We start from the raw sequence: 18,504 nt of genomic DNA, 5'->3' as shown, positions 1-18,504 counted from the left end.
AGCGGCCGATGAAGCTTGCGATGAAACTGCGTACTCGGCTGTTTCTGAGTATCTCGGCGCTGATCACCGTTTCCTTGCTCGGGCTTCTGCTCGGGCTCGTCAGCGTCATGCAGATGGCAAACACCCAGGAATCGCTGATCCGCAACAACTTCATCACGCTTGATCTGGGACTCAAGCTGCAACAGACCCTGGACGACCAGTTGATCAACATGCTCAACGAGAAGCCCGACCTGGCGGCGTTGGAGGCATCCAGACAACACTACCTGGAGCTGCTCGATCAAGGTATCCCGCTTGAGCAAGGCATTGATGGGCAGCGCAGTGGCTTTAGCCGGGCCCGGGCTGACTATCTGGGTTTTCTCAATACATTCGGCCAGTCTCGGGAGCAGTCTGGCAGTCTGATCGGAAACCAGGACCTCACCGAAAAATTCAACGTGCTGCGCAATGGCCTGATTTTCGAGCACAAACTGGCACTGGACAATATTAATGAAACCCAACGCCAGACCCGAGAACGAGCGCTATTGATCTGCGGGTTGCTCGGGTTGGTGGGGCTGGCGGTGTTGATCATTGGCTTCATCACCGCCCACGGCATTGCCCAACGCTTCGGCAACCCCATCGAGGCGCTGGCCAAGGCTGCGGACAACATCGGCCAGGGCAATTTCGAAGTGACACTGCCGATCTCCTCGGCTGCGGAAATGAATCAGCTGACCCGCCGTTTCGGGATCATGGCCGAGGCCCTGCGTCAGCATCAGGCGACCAATATCGATGAGCTGCTCTCCGGCCAGCAACGCTTGCAAGCGGTGCTCGACAGCATCGATGACGGATTGCTGATTATTGACCGCCAAGGCCGCCTGGAACATCTCAATCCCGTGGCACAACGGCAGTTGGGCTGGGACGAGGATCGTCTGGGACAGGGGCTGGGCACAGCCCTTGAACGCGCGGAACTCGATGAGCAGCTGCAGCTGATCCTGCGTGGCGGTAGCCTGGACAGGGCACCGGAGGACTTGAGTATCAACGTTGACGGCGAATCGCGGCTGCTGACTTACAGCCTGACACCTGTCAGCCATACCCAGGGACACATACTCGGCGCGGTCATGGTGCTGCACGACGTCACCGAACAACGCGCCTTCGAGCGGGTCCGCAGTGAGTTCGTGTTACGGGCGTCTCATGAGCTGCGTACACCGGTCACCGGCATGCAGATGGCCTTTGGTCTGCTCCAGGAGCGCGTGCATTTTGCTGACGACTCTCGCGAAGCCGACCTGCTCAACACCGTCAACGAAGAAATGCAGCGCTTGATGCAGCTCATCAACGACCTGCTGAACTTCTCGCGCTATCAAAATGGTCTGCAAAAACTCACCCTTGCGCCCTGCACCATTGATGAACTGCTCGAACGCGCTCAAGCTCGCTTCGCTGAGCAAGCCCGCGAGCAGGGCATCGAGTTGCTGGTGGAAGTGCTGCCGCCACTGCCCAGGTTGCAAGCCGACCAGGCACAACTCGAACGGGTGCTGGATAACCTGATTGGTAATGCACTGCGTCATACCGCCAGGGACGGCCAGATTCGTTTACAGGCCCGTAGACATGACGAGCGGATGATTATCAGCGTCGAGGATAATGGCGAAGGCATTGCTTACGGCCAACAGGGGCGGATTTTCGAGCCCTTCGTACAGGTCGGTCGCAAGAAGGGCGGCGCCGGTCTGGGCCTGGCGCTGTGCAAGGAAATCGTGCAATTGCACGGCGGGCGGATGGGTGTCTACTCACGGCCGGGGCAGGGCACGCAGTTCTATATGGCGCTTCCCTTATAAACGCGTGGCGCACAATCAGATGTCATCATCCAGACGTCGCGTGGCCAACCGGCGACCACAGGTGATCAACTCAATGAACTGCACGGCACTCAGGGCATGGGCAAACAACCAGCCTTGCCCGTAGTTCACCCCCTCGCTGCTCAACAGCGAGGCTTGGGCTTCAAATTCGATCCCTTCGGCAATCACCTTGAGTTCCAAGGCATGCGCCATGCGAATGATGTGCGGCGCCACACCACTGCTGGCGGCATCGTGCCCCAGAGCATCGATAAAGGCTTTATCGATTTTCAGGTAGTCCACGGGCAGGGTTTGCAGGTAGGCAAGGCTGCAATAGCCAGTGCCGAAATCATCGATCAGCACTTGATGCCCGAGATCACGCAAAGCCTGCAGGTTGTCCCGTGCGACCTCCACGTCGATCAAGCCTCGCTCGGTCACCTCAAAGGCAATCTGCCGCGCTGGAACCCGATGCACGGCCAGCAAACGAGCCATGACCTGGCCGACGCGCGGCACCATCACATCGCAAGCCGCCAGATTGACCGAAATGTATAGCTGCGGATTGGCCCGTAATAGCTTACCTAGCTGTTCAAGCAGACGCTGCAGCACGAAGTCGGTGATCTGGCGGATCTGCCCGGTATTTTCCGCCAAGGGGATGAACAGATCCGGGCTGGTCAAGGTCCCGTCCGGCCGACGCCAGCGCAGCAGTGCTTCGGCGCCGACGCATTGGCGGCTACGCAGATCGAAAATCGGTTGATACAAGACCTGCAACTCGCCACGACGCAAAGCACCCTGCAACTCGCCACCCAGCGACCGACGCTGGCGAACCGACAGCAAGACCAGCCACCCGATGAAAATCGCCAATAACAGACTCATCGGTAGCAACCAGTGCCAGGCTGCTGTCATTTCCACCTGCAAACTTGTGCGAGGGGTGATGAGTACGAGTTGGTATTCGGGGTTCCTGGTCGGCATCCGATAAATCAGCTGATCCTGCGTTACCAGAAGGGCATCACTGCTCACAGGGGGCCAGGGCTCGGCTGGTGGCCAGGGCTGAGGCGCACCCAGCACCGGGACTGCCCTCGTGCCATGGTCGAGTACCACCAGTAAGCTGCTACCCGGAGGCAAGTCGACCATGTCGGTCAAATGACCACGAGAGGTCGCGACACGAAAGTTGCCGCGTCCGAGCATCAACGCCGCACGGTTTTCATCAGGTTCTGTCGAGGTATTCAACCAGTAGCTGTAGGTCGGCCCCTTGATATCCGGAGGTCGCGCAGCAGAAAGGGTGTCTTGGTGCGGGCGGTTTGAGCAGGCCTGAATGGCGTCGATGTAAGCCGCTTCATAAACGAAACGGTAACTGAAACTCACCTGTTGCAATGCCGTGATCATCTCGACATTACAACCGCGCAGTGGCTGGGCTTCCAACTCATCAAGGCCTTCGCGCAGTTGGCCGAACAGTTGCTCCAGTCGCTCGACAAAGCGCTCGCCTTGAGCATTCATCTGCTTGCTTTCGCGTTGTTGCACCTGATGCAGCGCTACGCCCAGACTGCCCAGCAGCAACAAGGTGGCGCTGAGTGCAGCCGCTATCATCGCCAAAAACCAGGGGCGATGAAACCAACTATGCAGCGTCTCGCGAGCGGCCGGCATCATTGAATATCCAAAGGATTACCAATGAGTTATAGCAACTGATTGAGAAATCGCCGCGACCGTCGGGCGGTGTCATTATTTTGTCTGACTCAAGACGTGCAGGATTGCCGCACTTTCCGCGTCCGGCGTACCGTCGTAGCGTGACGGTCGATAGTGCATCTGGAACGCGGCCAGTACATGACGGGTCGCGATATCCAGCTCACCGGTCTGCGGTGTGGCATAGCCCAAGCGGGCCAACTCTTGCTGAAACCAGGCGATGCCCGGTAACTGAGCTGCAAACAATGTTTGCTGGCGAGCCACGGCCTGAGCGTTCGGCCAAATCGTCAGCCCCTCGTCGGCCAGACGCTTCCAGGGGAACAGCGGCCCCGGGTCGAGCTTGCGCATGGGTGCAATGTCACTATGCCCGATGATATGACGCGGATCGATGTTGTAACGCTTGCTGATGTCCTTGAGCAGAACGATCAATGCCTCGACCTGGCCCTCGGTATAGGGATACCAAAGCCGACCGGTCGGCGTATCGCGAAAGCCCGGATTGACGATTTCGATGCCGATGGAGCTGGAGTTCAACCAGGTCCGACCCAGCCATTCACCTTCCCCGGCATGCCAGGCCCGAAAGTTCTCATCGACTAATTTGTAAATGGTCGGCCGATTGTCGTCACCAATCAGGTAATGACTGCTGACTTCGCCATGGGTCAGCAAGGCCAGCGAATCATCCTGTGAAGCCGAGGTGTAATGGAGTACCACGAACTGAATGCGGCTATCGTGATTGACCGAAGGATGACGGGTGTCGATTCGCGGTCCGCTGGCACAGCCGGTCAAGACAAGAAGCGACAGGACGAGGGAAAAAAATTTCATGGCGCAAGCACTACGCTGAAGACAGTAATGCAACAGTGTAACGTACTGCCTTCCGGATAATTTGCAAAAGCCCCGCTATTAAACAAAATGGAACAATTGGGATCAGCCCAATTCCACCCTGTTGCGTCCGGCATCTTTGGCGCGGTAAAGCGCCTGATCGGCTCTTTTAAGCACCAGTTCGCTGCGTTCACCCGGTTTGAATGCGGTCATGCCCATGGAGACGGTTATCGTCACCCGCTCACCTTTGAAGTGAAACGGGCAAGCCTCGATGGCTGCGCGCAAGGTTTCCGCCAGCTTTACGCCAACCGGTAATGTGGTGTCAGGCACCAGCAGGACAAACTCCTCGCCGCCGAATCGGGCGATGAAGTCCGAACCGCGCAGACGCTTGCGCAGAACGCCGGCAATGATCTTCAGAACCTTGTCGCCGGCCAGATGACCGTAGTTATCGTTGATGCGCTTGAAGTGGTCGAGATCAAGCATTGCCAGCAATAGCATGTTCCCCTGTTGCTGCCATCGAGCGACTTCATGATCCAGCCGCTCACTCCAGGCGGCCCGATTCGGTAGGCCGGTCAGCGGATCGATCAGCGCCTTTTGCCGCTGCTCCTCAAGATGCTCGCGATAGCCCTGAGCCTCCTGCTCCATACTCGCCACGCGCTCGGCCAGCCCTTGCAGGCGCCCGGCCACTTCCTGCTCACGCTGATCGCGCTGCTTCTGGTGCTGATCCATGGTGCCGAGCAAGCCTTCAAGGTGGTTCTCCAGCACATGCTTGAGGCTGTCCAGATCCGCCGCGTCTTGCACGCTGCTCTGCAGGCCATCGACCTGTTCACGAATCTGGGTATCCATTTCACGCGCAGCTGAATGGCCATCGGCATGGCCCTCACTGGCCGCTTGCAGATTGCTTTGGAATGACTCAAGTCGCTCATTGAGTTGCTTGAGGTACACCTCAAACTCATGCTGCCCGCTGTCAGTGATTGCCAGCATCAAGACCGCCAGATCGTCGAGGATCGTCAGCAACTCGTACCAGTTCAGACCATGTTGCAGTCGATCACGCATGGCTTCGGCTTGCGGCCGGTGACGTTCGGGCAGGGACAAGTCATCGAGCAGACCCAGCAGCGTATCTTCAATATGCTTGGCCACCGAGCTGTAGGACGGTTCCGGCGAATCAGGCAGGGCATAGAGGACATCCGGCTCAGGGCGCTCTGGATCAAAAGCCGTCAGTGCCTGCCCCATTGCCGACGGCAACGGCAGGCTGTCGAGAGAGGAAGGTGCCTCGTGCCCGGAGTCAGAGAATACCGGGTGGGTCAGCTCGTCAGGATTGACATCAACCTGAGCGGGAAATGCTTCAAGGCTGGCCGTCAGAGCCGGTTGCGGCGCAGCGACGAGTTCCTCTTGCTGAACCGGCAGTGGCGTCGGCGCTTCTGGCTTCAGCACCGACGGGACAAAAGCCTGCACTTCGATCAATGGCTTTTTATCAGTCGGCTCTGGATTCGAAACCGGCTCGACTACTGCAACCACAGATACCGGCGCTTCTACGGTCGGTGACGGTACTACCTGCGCAATCGCCACAACACCTGGCGCAACAGGCACAGGCTGGAAAGCTACGCGAACAGGTTCATGCGCCGTCTCGACAGCTTGGGTCGGCATCTGTTCAACGGGTTCGCGCCCACCAAACAGGCGTTGCAGCAAACCGGGAGGATCTGGTTCTGCCGGGTTCTCCAGCAGGCTCAATGCCTGACCTTGCAAGCCACTCAGTTCGCCGAGCAGCAAGGGCATTTCACGGGCCTGGCTGACACGTCCGTCCAGCCGCTTGGCAAAGCTCTTGAGCGGCCGACTCACTTCTCGAGGCAGCGGCAAGGCCTGTAACTGAGTGACCAGAGCCGTCAGCGCAGAATTGATTTGATCAACGCGAGTTTCCCGGCGCTGCTCGGAATCGAGTACGGCTTTCTCCAGGCGCGGCAGCAATGCCGCCAGGCCCGCGTCCATATCGTCGGTGCGAACGACCTCGCGCATTTCCTTCATGCATTGGTCAACGGCCCGGTCAGTGCCTTCGGCCGCCAGTGTGCTGCGGACCAGGCCACGGCGAAGCAAATCGAGACGGGCATCCCAACGGCGCTCAAGCTTCTCCTGCTGCTCGACGCTTTTGAGGTACTTCTCTTTCCAGCGCTGTGCTTCGTCGCTCATTCAAGGGATCCGCGAGGGGCAGGACTCAGCGCGGGAAATGCATCAGCCGTGAGCGAACCCGGCAGACGAATTTCTACCGCGACCGGCAGGTGATCGGAAATGGGCTGAGCCAACACCTGGACCCGTTCAAGGGTCAGGCTCGGGCTGAGCAGAATGTGATCGAGGCATCGTTGCGGTCGCCAACTGGGGAACGTCGCCTCAAGCTGTGGCGCGAGCAAACCCAGATCGCGCAATGGGGAGCTTTGCAGCAGGTCGCTGGCATGGGTGTTCATGTCGCCCATCAGCACCTGGTGTTTGTACCCACCAATCAGCTCGCGAATATAGGCCAGTTGTCGGGTTCGGGTACGTGCACCCAGCGCCAGATGCATCATTACCACCACCAACGCCTCCGGTCCCTCGCCGAAGCGCACCAGAATCGCACCGCGGCCCTTGGGACCCGGCAATGGATGATCTTCGATAGCCCATGGACGCAAACGGCTGAGCACACCATTGCTGTGCTGACCCAGGTGACCGAGATTGCGATTGAGCTGTTGATACCAATAGGGGAAGGCGCCGAGTTGGGCCAGGTGTTCGACTTGATTGACGTAGCCCGATCGCAGGCTACCGCCATCGGCTTCCTGCAAGGCGACCAGATCGAAGTCGCCCAGCAGATTGCCGATCTTTTGCAGATTGTCGGCACGCCCGGTATGCGGCAACAGATGTTGCCAGCCACGGGTCAGGTAATGCCGATAGCGCTCGGTACTGATGCCAACCTGAATATTGAAACTGAGCAAACGCAGACGACTGTCCGCGGGCAAGCCCGTCGATCCAAGATGATGCGCGTTGACCTGCGGGTCATGCAGGCCAACGACGCGCTCAGTACCCCAGCGGCGCATGGCAGGCGCCGCTTACTTAGCGGCGCGCTCCTTGCCGATCAGTTGATCGGCCACGCTCAAGGCGCCTTCAGGACCGCCGGCGGTGCCGAGGTCGAAGCGGTACTTGCCGTTGACGATCATGCTCGGTACACCGGTGATCTGATAGGCCTGAGCCTTCTTCTTGGCATCTTCAACCTTGCCTTTGACGGCGAAGGAGTTGTAGGTGCTCAGGAATTTATCCTTGTCGACGCCTTCGGTCGCCAGGAACTCGGCCATTTCTTCTGGAGTAGCGAGTTTCTTGCCACCGTGGATGGCTTCGAATACGGCTTTGTGAACCTTTTGTTCCACGCCCATGGATTCCAGGGTGATGAACAACTGGCCGTGAACGTTCCAGATACCGCCGAACATGGCCGGGATACGTACGAAGTTCACATCGGCAGGAAGCTTTTCAACCCAGGGATTGATGGTTGGCTCGAACGCGTAGCAATGCGGGCAGCCGTACCAGAACAGCTCCACCACTTCGATCTTGCCAGGCACGGCAACCGGAACGGCACTGCTCAATTCGACATATTGTTTACCGGCTTCAAGCGGCTCGGCAGCTTGGGCGGTCATGCCGAACAGGCCGGCGGTGACGAATGCGGCGCTGAGAATCAGATTACGCATGCTTTACTCCTTGTCGTAAGGTCGCCTCGTGCGACCTGCATTCAGACAGGTCCAGTCGGGTTTGAGTTCTCTAGTGTAACGGCAGCAGCCACAAAAAAGGGCGGCCAAAGCCACCCTTTTATGTTTGCATCGTCGGATTAATCGATCGTTAACGTTGCGAAAGCCCCCCAAACATTTCATCTCAGGCCCTGCGCAACGCCAATCGATGCGCCCTTAGTGCAGGCCCTGAATGTAGCTGGATACCGCTTCGATATCCTTGTTGCTCAATTTGGACGCGATGCTTTGCATCATCTTCGCGTCGCCGTCGTTGGTGCGATTGCCTTCACGGAAGTCGGTCAACTGCTTGGCGGCATACTGAGCGTGCTGGCCGCCCAGGTGCGGGAAGCCTGCTGCCGCATTGCCTGCGCCGTTCGGCGAGTGGCAGCCAGTGCACGAAGGCATGCCTTTTTCCAGATTGCCGCCACGGAACAGTTCTTCACCGCGAGCCACGAGCTTGGGATCGGCTGCGCCAACACTGCCCTTCTGGCTGGAGAAATAGGCAGCGAGATCGGCCAGGTCCTGATCACTCAGGTTGGTCAGCATGCCGGTCATTTCCAGGACGGTGCGCTTGCCGGACTTGATGTCATGCAATTGTTTGTTCAGGTAACGCTCACCCTGACCCGCCAGTTTTGGAAAGTTTGGCGCCATGCTGTTGCCATCCGGGCCATGACAGGCGCCACATACTGCGGCTTTCGCCTGACCAGCAGTAGCATCGCCTGCAGCATGGGCAATGCCGGAGATCCCCAGGGTCAACAGCAGACTCACGATCAATTTGTTCATCAGCTAATCCAACTACGGCTAAGGGTTAAAGAGTTATGGACCGGGATCACTCACTCATCCAGTGGATGATTGCCTGGTAATCCTCGGCACTGCAGTCCATGCACAAACCACGCGGCGGCATCGCCTTGAAACCCTGGGTCACGTGTTGCACCAGCGTCTCCATACCTTGCGCCAGTCTTGGCTTCCAGGCGTCCTGGTCACCCTTCACAGGCGCCGTTGGCAGTTGGCCGGAATGACAGGCTCCACAAACACGGTTGTACACAGCTTCCGGATCCTGTGTAGCCTGCGCGCTGTAAAGCGGCATCAAGACACCGGCAGCTAGCAGCCATTTCGTCATAAAACGACCTTTTCAGGGTTGAGAGCGAGCTGCGTTCTAGTGCGCAATTTCGGTCAATCGCTCCCGTGAACTTCATCCTACGCTGGGACAAAGCGCACACAAAATCTGCGGCATTATATACTGGCGTTACTGAAACGGAAACGACACTGCTCGCCGCGTCCATCCTCGGCACCGCCCACATCGGAAATCCCATGCAACTCAAGAACCCCATTCTCGGCCTGTGCCAACAGTCCACCTTCATGCTCAGCGCGGCCAAAGTCGACCAATGCCCCGACGACGAAGGCTTTGAAGTCGCCTTCGCCGGGCGTTCCAACGCCGGCAAATCCAGCGCCCTGAACACCCTGACTCACGCCAGCCTGGCCCGAACCTCGAAGACTCCGGGTCGTACGCAACTGCTGAACTTCTTCAAGTTAGACGACGATCGCCGTTTGGTCGACCTGCCAGGTTACGGCTACGCCAAGGTACCGATCCCGCTGAAACTGCACTGGCAGCGTCACCTGGAAGCGTATCTGGGCGGTCGCGAGAGCTTGAAAGGTTTGATTTTGATGATGGACATCCGTCATCCAATGACCGATTTCGACCTGCTGATGCTCGACTGGGCCGTTGCCAGCGGCATGCCGATGCACATTTTGCTGACCAAGGCCGACAAACTGACCTACGGCGCAGCGAAAAACACCCTGCTCAAAGTGCAGGCGGACATTCGCAAGGGCTGGGGCGATACCATCACCATCCAGTTGTTCTCGGCGCCAAAACGCCTGGGTCTGGAAGACGCCTACACGGTACTGGCGGGCTGGATGGAACTGGCGGATAAGGGCACAGAGGCCGCTGAATAAGGAATTTCAGGCAAAAAAAACCCCGGACTTCGTATGGGGAGAAGAAGTTCGGGGTCCAAGTTCCGGACCGCTAGGGCGGGGTCCAGATATCTGCCAACACTTAACACAACATAGGAGCATCGAAGGGCTTCACCAGCCATTCAGTAACTCTGAGTGGCGGTTCACGGATTTAGTTCCGGGAAGGTTCAAAAACCATTGGTAATAATCGCCAGATCTTTCTGAACTATTAGCCCTTCGCTGGTTTTTGCCGCGGCACTAGTTTTTTGCCGCGGCACTATGCCGCAGCAAAATGCACCTTCAAGACGGCTTAATGAGCCTCGTCCCAGTTATTTCCAACGCCAACTTCGACCAAAAGCGGTACATCCAGCGATGCCGCACCACTCATATGAACGCGAATTTCATCGCGAACCCGATCCACCAGGTCCTCACGAACTTCAAGCACCAGTTCGTCGTGCACCTGCAGGATGACTTTGGCGTCCAGCCCTGAGGACGTCAGCCAGTTATCCACAGTGATCATGGCTTTCTTGATGATGTCCGCCGCCGTGCCCTGCATCGGTGCGTTGATCGCAGTGCGTTCGGCGCCTTTGCGCAGGGCCGGGTTTTTGGCGTTGATTTCGGGCAGGTACAGGCGACGGCCGAAGATGGTTTCGACGAAACCCTGCTCTGCAGCCTGGGCGCGGGTGCGCTCCATGTACTCGAGCACGCCTGGGTAACGAGCAAAATAGCGGTCGATATAGGCTTGTGATTGCTTGCGGTCGACGCCGATCTGCTTGGCCAGGCCAAACGCGCTCATGCCATAAATCAGCCCGAAGTTGATGGCCTTGGCGCTGCGACGCTGATCAGTGGTGACCTCTTCCAGCTCGACCCCGAATACCTCGGCAGCGGTCGCTCTGTGCACGTCCAGATCGTTGCGGAAGGCGTGCAGCAAGCCTCCGTCCTTGGCCAGGTGGGCCATGATCCGCAGTTCGATCTGCGAATAGTCGGCCGCCAGCAGTTTGTAGCCTTGGGGCGCGACGAACGCCTGACGAATCCGCCGACCTTCGGCGGTACGGATCGGGATGTTCTGCAGGTTCGGATCGATGGAAGACAAACGCCCGGTCGCCGCCACCGCTTGCTGGTAGGAAGTGTGAATGCGCCCGGTACGCGGGTTGATCTGCTCCGGCAAGCGGTCGGTGTAGGTGCTTTTCAACTTGCTCAGGGAGCGGTATTGCATCAGCACCTTGGGCAGCACAAAGTCCTGTTCGGCCAGCTCCGCCAGCACAGCTTCGGCCGTCGAGGCCTGGCCTTTGGCGGTTTTGCTGAGAATTGGCAAGCCGAGTTTCTCATACAGAATCACGCCCAATTGCTTCGGCGAACCGAGGTTGAACTCTTCGCCGGCAATGGCAAAGGCTTCGCGCTCGAGGGCGATCAGTTTTTCGCCCAGCTCAACGCTCTGAATGCCCAGCAGATTGGCGTCGACCAATGCCCCCTGACGTTCGATCCGCGCCAATACCGGCACCAGCGGCATCTCGATTTCGCTCAACACTTTGCAAAGGCTCGGGATGGCCGCGAGCTTTTCCTGCAGGGCCAGATGCAAACGCAAGGTAACGTCCGCGTCTTCGGCCGCATATGGCCCGGCCTGTTCCAGAGAAATCTGGTCGAAGGTCAGTTGCTTGACGCCTTTGCCGGCGATGTCCTGGAAGCTGGTGGTGGTGTGGCCCAGGTACTTGGCCGCCAGGCTGTCCATGTCGTGGCGGGTCGCCGTTGAATCCAGCACGTAGGATTCGAGCATGGTGTCGAAGGCGATGCCTTGCACCGAAATGCCACAGGCTTGATCACCACCGATGGCGCAGTTGGCCAGAATGTTCGTATCGAACTTGGCGTGCTGGCCGACCTTGAGTTTGTTCGGATCTTCCAGCAATGGCTGCAAGGCCCGCAGGACGGTGTCGCGATCCAGTTGCTCAGGCACGCCCATATAAGAGTGGGTGAGCGGGATATAGGCGGCTTCGTTGGCTTGTACAGCGAAGGACAGCCCTACCAGTTGCGCCTGCTGGGCGTCGACCCCGGTAGTTTCGGTGTCGAAAGCGATAAGGCTGGCTTTGCCGAGCTTCTCCAGCCAGACGTCGAATCGCGCCTGATCAAGGATGGTTTCGTACTGCGCCTCGGCGTCGACGGCAACCTCTTCAACAGCTTCAACGATTTCCCGACCCGCGCGCTTGGCTTCGCGTTGCAAGTCTTCGAACCAGCCTTTGAATTCGAGCAAGGTGTAGAGCTCAGCGAGCTTTTCGCGATCCGGCTCACCGAGATGCAGGTCGTCGAGCCCGATATCCAGCGGCACGTCGATCTTGATGGTCGCCAGTTGATAGGAGAGAAACGCCATCTCCTTATGCTCTTCGAGCTTGGCCGCCAGGGTCTTGGCGCCGCGAATCGGCAGGGTCGGGACGATGTCGAGCTGCGCGTACAACTCGACCAGACCGCCATTAACGCCCACCAGCAGACCGGAAGCGGTCTTCGGGCCTATGCCCGGCACACCCGGAATGTTGTCGGAAGAATCGCCCATCAATGCCAGATAATCGATGATCTGCTCGGGAGCGACGCCAAACTTCTCTTTCACGCCAGCCACATCCAGCGCGCTACCGGTCATGGTATTGACCAAGGTAATGTGCCCATCGACCAGCTGTGCCATATCCTTGTCGCCCGTGGAGATCACCACCGGGCGATCCGCTGCCGCGCTGCTGCGGGCCAGCGTGCCGATCACATCGTCGGCCTCTACGCCTTCGACGCACAGCAGCGGGAAGCCCAGGGCAATCACACTCGCATGCAATGGCTCGATCTGCACTCGCATGTCGTCGGGCATGCTCGGGCGGTTGGCCTTGTATTCGGCGTACATGTCATCGCGAAATGTCCCACCCTTGGCGTCGAAAACCACCGCGAACGGGCTGTCCGGGTACTGCTTGCGCAGACTCTTGAGCATGTTCAATACACCCTTGACCGCGCCGGTCGGCAGGCCTTTGGACGTAGTCAGCGGTGGCAGTGCGTGAAAGGCGCGGTACAGGTAAGAAGAACCGTCCACCAGGACGAGGGGGGCTTGGCTCATGATCAGGATCAACCTTTTCGGCGGGTCCGGCGCTAGAATAGCGGGACCGTTGACGACAAAGGGACAAGGTTATCATGCGCACACTAAATCGCCTGTTGCTGGCTGGCTTGTTTGCAATCACTCCATTGGCTGTCATGGCGGCGGATGACGCGCCCTCGGCGGACCCGGATGTAACGATCCGCACGGAAGGCGATAAAACCATTCAGGAATACCGGCAGAACGGTTTTCTGTATGCCATCAAAATCACTCCGAAAGGCGGTAAACCGTACTTTCTGGTGCGCGCTGATGGCTCGGACGGTAACTTCATCCGCTCGGACCAGCCGGATATGCTGATTCCGTCGTGGAAAATATTCGAGTGGTAAGCCGTTCTTAACTTTAATCGGCGCTTGCTCAACCGCAGCGCCCGTACTGGCAGTTTTAACCATGTCTGTGTTCACCCCCCTGGCTCGGCCCGAGCTGGAAACCTTTCTCGCCCCTTACGGGCTCGGCCGCCTGATTGACTTCCAGGGGATTGCCGCTGGTAGCGAAAACACCAACTTCTTTATCAGCCTCGAGCAAGGCGAGTTTGTCCTGACCCTGGTAGAGCGCGGGCCGGTCCAGGAAATGCCGTTCTTCATCGAATTGCTCGACGTGCTGCATAACGCCGATCTGCCGGTACCTTACGCCCTGCGCACCACCGACGGCATCGCCTTGCGCGAACTCGCCGGTAAACCTGCACTGCTGCAACCACGGCTGGCCGGCAAGCACATCAAAGTGGCCAACGCGCAGCACTGCGTACAGGTCGGCGAGCTGCTGGCTCATCTGCACCTGGCGACCCGGGCCAACATGATCAAACGCAAAACCGATCGTGGCCTGGACTGGATGCTGGAAGAGGGCACGCAGTTGCTTTCGCACCTGAATGCCGAGCAAAGCGATTTGCTGCAACGGGCTCTGGACGAAATCACGCAGCAGAAGACGAAAATTCTGGCGCTGCCACGGGCCAATATCCACGCCGATCTGTTCCGCGATAACGCGATGTTCGAAGGCACGCACCTGACCGGGTTGATCGACTTCTACAACGCCTGTTCAGGACCGATGCTCTATGACGTGGCGATTGCCTTGAATGACTGGTGTTCGGATGAAGCCGGGCTGATCGACGGGCCGCGCGCGCGGGCCTTTCTGGGGGCTTATGCGGCGTTGCGCCCGTTCACCGCTGCCGAAGCCGAGCTGTGGCCGACGATGTTGCGGGTGGCCTGTGTGCGTTTCTGGCTGTCACGACTGATCGCCGCCGAGTCCTTCGCCGGACAGGACGTGCTGATCCACGACCCGATGGAGTTTCAGCAGCGGTTGGCGCAACGGCAGAAGGTCAGGACACCGTTGCCGTTTGCCATTTAATTGTGGTGAGTGGGCAAGCACGTACTTGATGCAAAGAAAACCTAATGTGGGAGCGAGCTTGCTCGCGATTGCGGTGGGTCAATCAACATTGATGCTGAATGTTATTCCGTCATCGCGAGCAAGCTCGCTCCCACATTCGATCTTCGCCGTGTTAAGACTTGTGTCCGCTTAACTGACTGGCATTGAGGCGAGGGGGCTCGCCACAGGTTGTGCCGACGCTTACAACGACTCCAGACACCCCGCCAAATCATTCCCCAGCTTCTCCAGCACCTGCTCATAACCCTGGGCAGTCGCTGGCGTGTAGCCGCCTAACGCATCCAGCTCCGCCAGTTTCACCGGTAAACCGGCGACCAGCGTCTCCGCCAGCCGTGGACGTAGCGGTGGCTCGCTGAATACACAGGTCTTGCCGACTTCCTGCAAGCGCTTGCGCATCGCGGCTACATGCTGAGCGCCTGGTTGCACTTCGGCCGCGACGCTAAACACCCCGGCATGCTTGAGACCGTAGGCCGCCTCGAAATAATCGAACGCTTCGTGGAAGACAAAGTAAGGCTTGCCTTCAATGCCGGCCAGTCGGGCTTTCAGGCGCGTGTCCAAAGCATCCAGACGCTCATCGAAAGCCTTGAGATTGCTCTGATAGCGAGCCGTATTGGCCGGATCGGCAGCGCTCAGGTCCGCAGCGATCTTCGCCGCAATTACCCGAGCGTTGACCGGCGACAGCCAGAGATGTGCATCCACGCTGCCAGGCCGATGATCGTGATCATGCTCGTCAGCCTCTTCAGCCTCTTCAGCATGGGAGTGGCTATCTTCGGCGAAATGTCGCAACTTCAGCCCCGGCAGGTCCTGCACGGCAACAGATGGCAGGTTGCGCCCCTTGAGCACGCGAGGCAGAAAACCTTCCATGTCCGGACCAATCCAGTAGAGCAAATCCGCCGACTGCACCCGCCGTACGTCGGAAGGGCGCAAGGCAAAGTTATGCGGGGACGCGCCCGGCGGCAGCAAGACCTCGGGAACCCCCACACCGTCCTGCACCGCTGCGGCGATCAACTGCAGGGGTTTGATGCTGGTGAGAACTTTCACTTCGGCGTGAGCAGGGTTGATCACGAACAAACTGGCGGCAAAAGCGACATAAATGGCAAAAAGTCGGGACACGATGACCACTCGGAGAGGCGAGAACGAGTAACATAATAACGTCTCTCACAAATATCGTCGCCGCTCATGCCTAAAACACCGCTGGCCAGCCGTCCCCATGACCATTCTCACTGCGTGCATAGCGCGCTGTCGGAAGCCGATGCCCTGTGTGTCCGTCAAGGCTTGCGCCTGACCGCACTGCGTCGGCGCGTGCTCGAACTGGTCTGGCAAAGCCACAAACCCCTTGGCGCCTACGACATCCTCGCGGTGCTCAGCGAACAGGATGGCCGTCGCGCCGCGCCGCCGACCGTTTACCGGGCGCTGGATTTCCTGCTGGAAAACGGCCTGGTGCATCGCATCTCGTCCCTCAACGCATTCGTTGGCTGCAATCATCCGGAACACGCCCACCAGGGCCAGTTCCTGATTTGCCGTGAATGCCACGCGGCCATCGAACTCGAGCAAAAATCCATCAGCGAGGCAATCATCACCAGCGCTCGCGATGTCGGTTTTATGGTCGAAGGGCAAACCGTCGAAATCGTCGGTATCTGCTCGGGTTGCCAGGGGGCTTGATGAGCACTGCGTTGATCCGTCTCGATCAGGTCGCGGTGACTTTTGCCGGGCAAAACGTGCTGGACAATATCCAGCTCAGCGTCGAGCCGGGGCAGATCGTCACCCTGATCGGCCCCAATGGCGCCGGCAAGACCACTCTGGTGCGTGCCGTACTGGGTTTGCTCAAACCGGACAGCGGCAGCGTCTGGCGCAAGCCGAAACTGCGTGTCGGTTATATGCCGCAAAAGCTGCACGTCGATCCGACCTTGCCCTTGTCCGTGCTGCGTTTTTTGCGTCTAGTGCCAGGCGTGGATCGGTCCCGAGCCTTGGCCGCACTCAAAGAGGTCGGCGCCGAACAGGTGATCGACAGCCCGGTCCAGAGCGTCTCCGGCGGCGAAATGCAGCGCGTGCTGCTGGCCCGCGCCTTGTTGCGCGAACCGGAACTGCTGGTGCTCGATGAGCCCGTGCAAGGCGTCGACGTTGCTGGCCAGGCCGAGCTGTACAGCCTGATCACGCGCCTGCGCGACCGCCACGGTTGCGGGGTACTGATGGTTTCCCACGATTTGCATCTGGTCATGAGCACCACCGATCAGGTGGTCTGCCTGAATCGCCATGTCTGCTGCTCCGGGCATCCCGAGCAGGTCAGCGGCGATCCGGCATTCGTCGAGCTGTTCGGCAAGAACGCGCAAAGCCTGGCGATCTATCACCACCATCACGATCACGCCCATGACCTGCATGGCTCCGTGGTCAGCGAGGCCCCGGCGGCCCACGTCCATGTTCACGGAGATAGCTGCAAGCATGGCTGATTTTCTGTTTTACGCTTTGCTGGCAGGCCTGGCCCTGGCGATGGTAGCGGGTCCGCTGGGCTCATTCGTGGTCTGGCGGCGCATGGCCTATTTCGGCGACACCCTTTCCCATGCGGCCTTGCTCGGCGTTGCCCTCGGGTTTCTGCTGGATGTCAGCCCGACGGTTGCGGTCACCGTAGGCTGCCTGTTGCTGGCGGTGTTGCTGGTGACCTTGCAGCAGCGCCAGCCGCTGGCTTCCGACACGTTGTTGGGGATTCTTGCACCGAGCACGCTGTCTCTGGGTTTGGTGGTACTAAGCTTCATGCATGAAGTGCGGATCGACCTGATGGCCTATCTGTTCGGCGACCTGTTGGCGATCAGCCCCACTGACCTGGCGTGGATTCTCGGCGGCAGCGCGGCGGTGTTGCTATCGCTGGTGGCATTGTGGCGGCCAATGCTGGCAATCACCGTGCACGAAGAGTTGGCCAAGGTCGAAGGCCTGCCGATAGCAGCATTGCGTCTGACCTTGATGCTGTTGATTGCGGTAGTGATTGCAGTCGCAATGAAGATCGTCGGCGTATTGCTGATTACCTCGTTGCTGATCATCCCCGCTGCCGCCGCTCAGCGTCACGCCCGATCGCCGGAGCAGATGGCCCTTGGCGCAAGCCTGTTGGGAATGCTTGCGGTATGTGGCGGCCTGGCGTTGTCCTGGTTCAAGGACACCCCGGCCGGCCCGTCGATTGTGGTCACAGCCGCCGCGCTGTTTCTGCTGAGTTTTGTCCTGCCCCGAAGAGGGGTGTAGACTTGCTCGTTTTTTGCGCAATTAGAGAGTCGCAGGAATGAAGCCGTTCGCCTCCCGTTATCTGCTCCTTGTCGCATTTTCCCTGCTGGGCGCCTGCCAAAGCACGCCGCCCGTAGCCACCGAGGTTCCTGATGCCCGGGCCACTGCCATCGCGCAGCTGGAACAAAACCTCGCCAGCAGCGAGCTGTCCACCGCCGAGGATCAGTTGAGCGCCTTGCAGGCCCAGTCGCCCAACGATCCAGCGCTGGAACAGTATCAACGGCAATTGGCCGAAGCCTATCTGCAACGCAGCCAGACCGATCTGCAAAAAGGCGATGTCAACGCCGCAGCCACGGCCCTGAGCCGGGCCCGCGCGCTGATGCCTAAAGCCCCGGCGCTGACCGGCGGCGTCAACAGCGCCATTACCCACGCCCGCAAAGCCGAGCTGGATAAAGCCGAAGCCGCCCTGAAAGCCGCCGAAGCCAAACCTGTCGCCAAGGTGATCGACCCTGCCGCCGAAAGCACTACCGTTGCCTTGAACCTCACCGACATCACAAAACTGCGCAAGCAACTGGATGCGATCGCCACCGATGTGGTGAATTTTCAGTGCGATGTGAGCATTCAGGCGCCGCGCACCGAAGACTATCCCTGGCTGGCCACGCTGCTGACCAATCGGGTGAAGAAGCTCGACCCGGAGTTCGATCTCAAGCTGGAACGGCAGATCCTTCGCAACATCCCGGCGCAAATGGTTTTGAGCCCGCGTAAGCCTCAATAAAATCTTCGCGGGCAAGCCCGCTCCCACAGGTTCTGCGCCGTCCTTGTGGGAAGGGCCGGG

General features: G+C 59.0%; 17 protein-coding genes. 8 read left to right on the top strand and 9 right to left on the bottom strand.

What is annotated here, in order from left to right:
• The first annotated feature begins 8 nt into the window (after positions 1 to 8).
• Positions 9 to 1,799, top strand: a complete 1,791-nt coding sequence (locus AC3I0A_RS00405; RefSeq protein ID WP_489375652.1) for an ATP-binding protein — start codon at positions 9 to 11, stop codon at positions 1,797 to 1,799.
• Positions 1,800 to 1,814: 15 nt separating this feature from the next.
• Here the strand turns inward: AC3I0A_RS00405 and AC3I0A_RS00400 are convergent, their stop codons facing one another.
• The 7 genes from AC3I0A_RS00400 to AC3I0A_RS00370 all read right to left on the bottom strand — a co-directional run bounded on the left by AC3I0A_RS00400 (position 1,815) and on the right by AC3I0A_RS00370 (position 9,143).
• The gene (locus AC3I0A_RS00400) at positions 1,815 to 3,437 is read right to left on the bottom strand and encodes an EAL domain-containing protein (protein ID WP_489375651.1); all 1,623 of its coding nucleotides are present in this window, start codon (positions 3,435 to 3,437) and stop codon (positions 1,815 to 1,817) included.
• A gap of 72 nt (positions 3,438 to 3,509) precedes the next feature.
• Positions 3,510 to 4,289 carry an N-acetylmuramoyl-L-alanine amidase gene (locus AC3I0A_RS00395; RefSeq protein WP_489375650.1) on the bottom strand — a complete coding sequence of 260 codons (780 nt, stop codon included), beginning with the start codon at positions 4,287 to 4,289 and terminating at the stop codon, positions 3,510 to 3,512.
• Between the two features lie 102 nt (positions 4,290 to 4,391).
• Positions 4,392 to 6,470 (bottom strand): diguanylate cyclase, encoded by a 2,079-nt coding sequence (locus AC3I0A_RS00390; protein WP_489375649.1) that lies wholly within the window; start codon positions 6,468 to 6,470, stop codon positions 4,392 to 4,394.
• Positions 6,467 to 7,345: an endonuclease/exonuclease/phosphatase family protein gene (locus AC3I0A_RS00385; RefSeq protein WP_489375648.1), complete on the bottom strand. Its 879-nt coding sequence runs from the start codon at positions 7,343 to 7,345 to the stop codon at positions 6,467 to 6,469. Before AC3I0A_RS00385 ends, AC3I0A_RS00390 begins: the two co-directional genes overlap by 4 nt.
• 12 nt (positions 7,346 to 7,357) lie before the next feature.
• Positions 7,358 to 7,987: a thiol:disulfide interchange protein DsbA/DsbL gene (locus AC3I0A_RS00380; RefSeq protein ID WP_489375647.1), complete on the bottom strand. Its 630-nt coding sequence runs from the start codon at positions 7,985 to 7,987 to the stop codon at positions 7,358 to 7,360.
• Between the two features lie 213 nt (positions 7,988 to 8,200).
• Positions 8,201 to 8,806 carry a c-type cytochrome gene (locus tag AC3I0A_RS00375; RefSeq protein WP_489375646.1) on the bottom strand — a complete coding sequence of 202 codons (606 nt, stop codon included), beginning with the start codon at positions 8,804 to 8,806 and terminating at the stop codon, positions 8,201 to 8,203.
• A 46-nt stretch (positions 8,807 to 8,852) separates the two neighbouring features.
• Positions 8,853 to 9,143 (bottom strand): c-type cytochrome, encoded by a 291-nt coding sequence (locus tag AC3I0A_RS00370; protein ID WP_489375645.1) that lies wholly within the window; start codon positions 9,141 to 9,143, stop codon positions 8,853 to 8,855.
• A gap of 191 nt (positions 9,144 to 9,334) precedes the next feature.
• Between AC3I0A_RS00370 and yihA the strand changes: the two genes are divergently transcribed.
• Positions 9,335 to 9,976 (top strand): ribosome biogenesis GTP-binding protein YihA/YsxC, encoded by a 642-nt coding sequence (yihA, locus tag AC3I0A_RS00365; RefSeq protein ID WP_489375644.1) that lies wholly within the window; start codon positions 9,335 to 9,337, stop codon positions 9,974 to 9,976.
• Positions 9,977 to 10,283: 307 nt separating this feature from the next.
• Here the strand turns inward: yihA and polA are convergent, their stop codons facing one another.
• Positions 10,284 to 13,052 (bottom strand): DNA polymerase I, encoded by a 2,769-nt coding sequence (gene polA / locus AC3I0A_RS00360; RefSeq protein WP_489375643.1) that lies wholly within the window; start codon positions 13,050 to 13,052, stop codon positions 10,284 to 10,286.
• Between the two features lie 74 nt (positions 13,053 to 13,126).
• Between polA and AC3I0A_RS00355 the strand changes: the two genes are divergently transcribed.
• Together AC3I0A_RS00355 and AC3I0A_RS00350 are read left to right on the top strand one after the other, a co-directional pair.
• On the top strand, positions 13,127 to 13,414 hold the full coding sequence (locus AC3I0A_RS00355) for a DUF2782 domain-containing protein (protein ID WP_489375642.1): 288 nt from the start codon (positions 13,127 to 13,129) through the stop codon (positions 13,412 to 13,414).
• A 61-nt stretch (positions 13,415 to 13,475) separates the two neighbouring features.
• Positions 13,476 to 14,426: a homoserine kinase gene (locus AC3I0A_RS00350; RefSeq protein WP_489375641.1), complete on the top strand. Its 951-nt coding sequence runs from the start codon at positions 13,476 to 13,478 to the stop codon at positions 14,424 to 14,426.
• A 219-nt stretch (positions 14,427 to 14,645) separates the two neighbouring features.
• On the opposite strand, the gene znuA is transcribed toward AC3I0A_RS00350, so the two are convergent.
• The gene (znuA, locus tag AC3I0A_RS00345; protein WP_489375640.1) at positions 14,646 to 15,575 is read right to left on the bottom strand and encodes a zinc ABC transporter substrate-binding protein ZnuA; all 930 of its coding nucleotides are present in this window, start codon (positions 15,573 to 15,575) and stop codon (positions 14,646 to 14,648) included.
• Between the two features lie 66 nt (positions 15,576 to 15,641).
• Here znuA and zur point away from each other — a divergent pair, with 66 nt between their 5' ends.
• Genes zur through AC3I0A_RS00325 form a run of 4 tightly spaced genes read left to right on the top strand, consistent with a single transcriptional unit; the run spans position 15,642 to position 18,444 of the window.
• A complete protein-coding gene (zur, locus tag AC3I0A_RS00340; protein ID WP_489375639.1) occupies positions 15,642 to 16,124 on the top strand; it encodes a zinc uptake transcriptional repressor Zur in 483 nt (160 codons plus the stop codon).
• The gene (znuC, locus tag AC3I0A_RS00335; RefSeq protein WP_489375638.1) at positions 16,124 to 16,909 is read left to right on the top strand and encodes a zinc ABC transporter ATP-binding protein ZnuC; all 786 of its coding nucleotides are present in this window, start codon (positions 16,124 to 16,126) and stop codon (positions 16,907 to 16,909) included. Before zur ends, znuC begins: the two co-directional genes overlap by 1 nt.
• Positions 16,902 to 17,690: a zinc ABC transporter permease subunit ZnuB gene (gene znuB, locus AC3I0A_RS00330; RefSeq protein ID WP_489375637.1), complete on the top strand. Its 789-nt coding sequence runs from the start codon at positions 16,902 to 16,904 to the stop codon at positions 17,688 to 17,690. Before znuC ends, znuB begins: the two co-directional genes overlap by 8 nt.
• Positions 17,691 to 17,727: 37 nt before the next feature.
• On the top strand, positions 17,728 to 18,444 hold the full coding sequence (locus AC3I0A_RS00325; protein ID WP_489375636.1) for a PA5502 family lipoprotein: 717 nt from the start codon (positions 17,728 to 17,730) through the stop codon (positions 18,442 to 18,444).
• The last annotated feature ends 60 nt before the right edge of the window (positions 18,445 to 18,504 follow it).

The sequence above is a fragment of the Pseudomonas sp. KH_024_B2 genome (assembly GCF_057839965.1).
The sequence above is the reverse complement of the archived record's forward strand: the minus strand, read 5'-3'. Positions and strand labels throughout refer to the sequence as shown.

Excerpts from the sequence above, each read along its gene's own strand:
- AC3I0A_RS00405 (WP_489375652.1), top strand. The coding sequence starts at position 9 with ATGAAGCTTGCGATGAAACTGCGTACTCGGCTGTTTCTGAGTATCTCG.
- AC3I0A_RS00385 (WP_489375648.1), bottom strand. The coding sequence starts at position 7,345 with ATGCGCCGCTGGGGTACTGAGCGCGTCGTTGGCCTGCATGACCCGCAG.
- AC3I0A_RS00375 (WP_489375646.1), bottom strand. The coding sequence starts at position 8,806 with ATGAACAAATTGATCGTGAGTCTGCTGTTGACCCTGGGGATCTCCGGC.
- AC3I0A_RS00390 (WP_489375649.1), bottom strand. The coding sequence starts at position 6,470 with ATGAGCGACGAAGCACAGCGCTGGAAAGAGAAGTACCTCAAAAGCGTC.
- znuC (WP_489375638.1), top strand. The coding sequence starts at position 16,124 with ATGAGCACTGCGTTGATCCGTCTCGATCAGGTCGCGGTGACTTTTGCC.
- AC3I0A_RS00400 (WP_489375651.1), bottom strand. The coding sequence starts at position 3,437 with ATGATGCCGGCCGCTCGCGAGACGCTGCATAGTTGGTTTCATCGCCCC.
- AC3I0A_RS00380 (WP_489375647.1), bottom strand. The coding sequence starts at position 7,987 with ATGCGTAATCTGATTCTCAGCGCCGCATTCGTCACCGCCGGCCTGTTC.
- zur (WP_489375639.1), top strand. The coding sequence starts at position 15,642 with ATGCCTAAAACACCGCTGGCCAGCCGTCCCCATGACCATTCTCACTGC.
- yihA (WP_489375644.1), top strand. The coding sequence starts at position 9,335 with ATGCAACTCAAGAACCCCATTCTCGGCCTGTGCCAACAGTCCACCTTC.
- znuB (WP_489375637.1), top strand. The coding sequence starts at position 16,902 with ATGGCTGATTTTCTGTTTTACGCTTTGCTGGCAGGCCTGGCCCTGGCG.
- AC3I0A_RS00395 (WP_489375650.1), bottom strand. The coding sequence starts at position 4,289 with ATGAAATTTTTTTCCCTCGTCCTGTCGCTTCTTGTCTTGACCGGCTGT.
- AC3I0A_RS00370 (WP_489375645.1), bottom strand. The coding sequence starts at position 9,143 with ATGACGAAATGGCTGCTAGCTGCCGGTGTCTTGATGCCGCTTTACAGC.
- polA (WP_489375643.1), bottom strand. The coding sequence starts at position 13,052 with ATGAGCCAAGCCCCCCTCGTCCTGGTGGACGGTTCTTCTTACCTGTAC.
- AC3I0A_RS00325 (WP_489375636.1), top strand. The coding sequence starts at position 17,728 with ATGAAGCCGTTCGCCTCCCGTTATCTGCTCCTTGTCGCATTTTCCCTG.
- AC3I0A_RS00350 (WP_489375641.1), top strand. The coding sequence starts at position 13,476 with ATGTCTGTGTTCACCCCCCTGGCTCGGCCCGAGCTGGAAACCTTTCTC.
- AC3I0A_RS00355 (WP_489375642.1), top strand. The coding sequence starts at position 13,127 with ATGCGCACACTAAATCGCCTGTTGCTGGCTGGCTTGTTTGCAATCACT.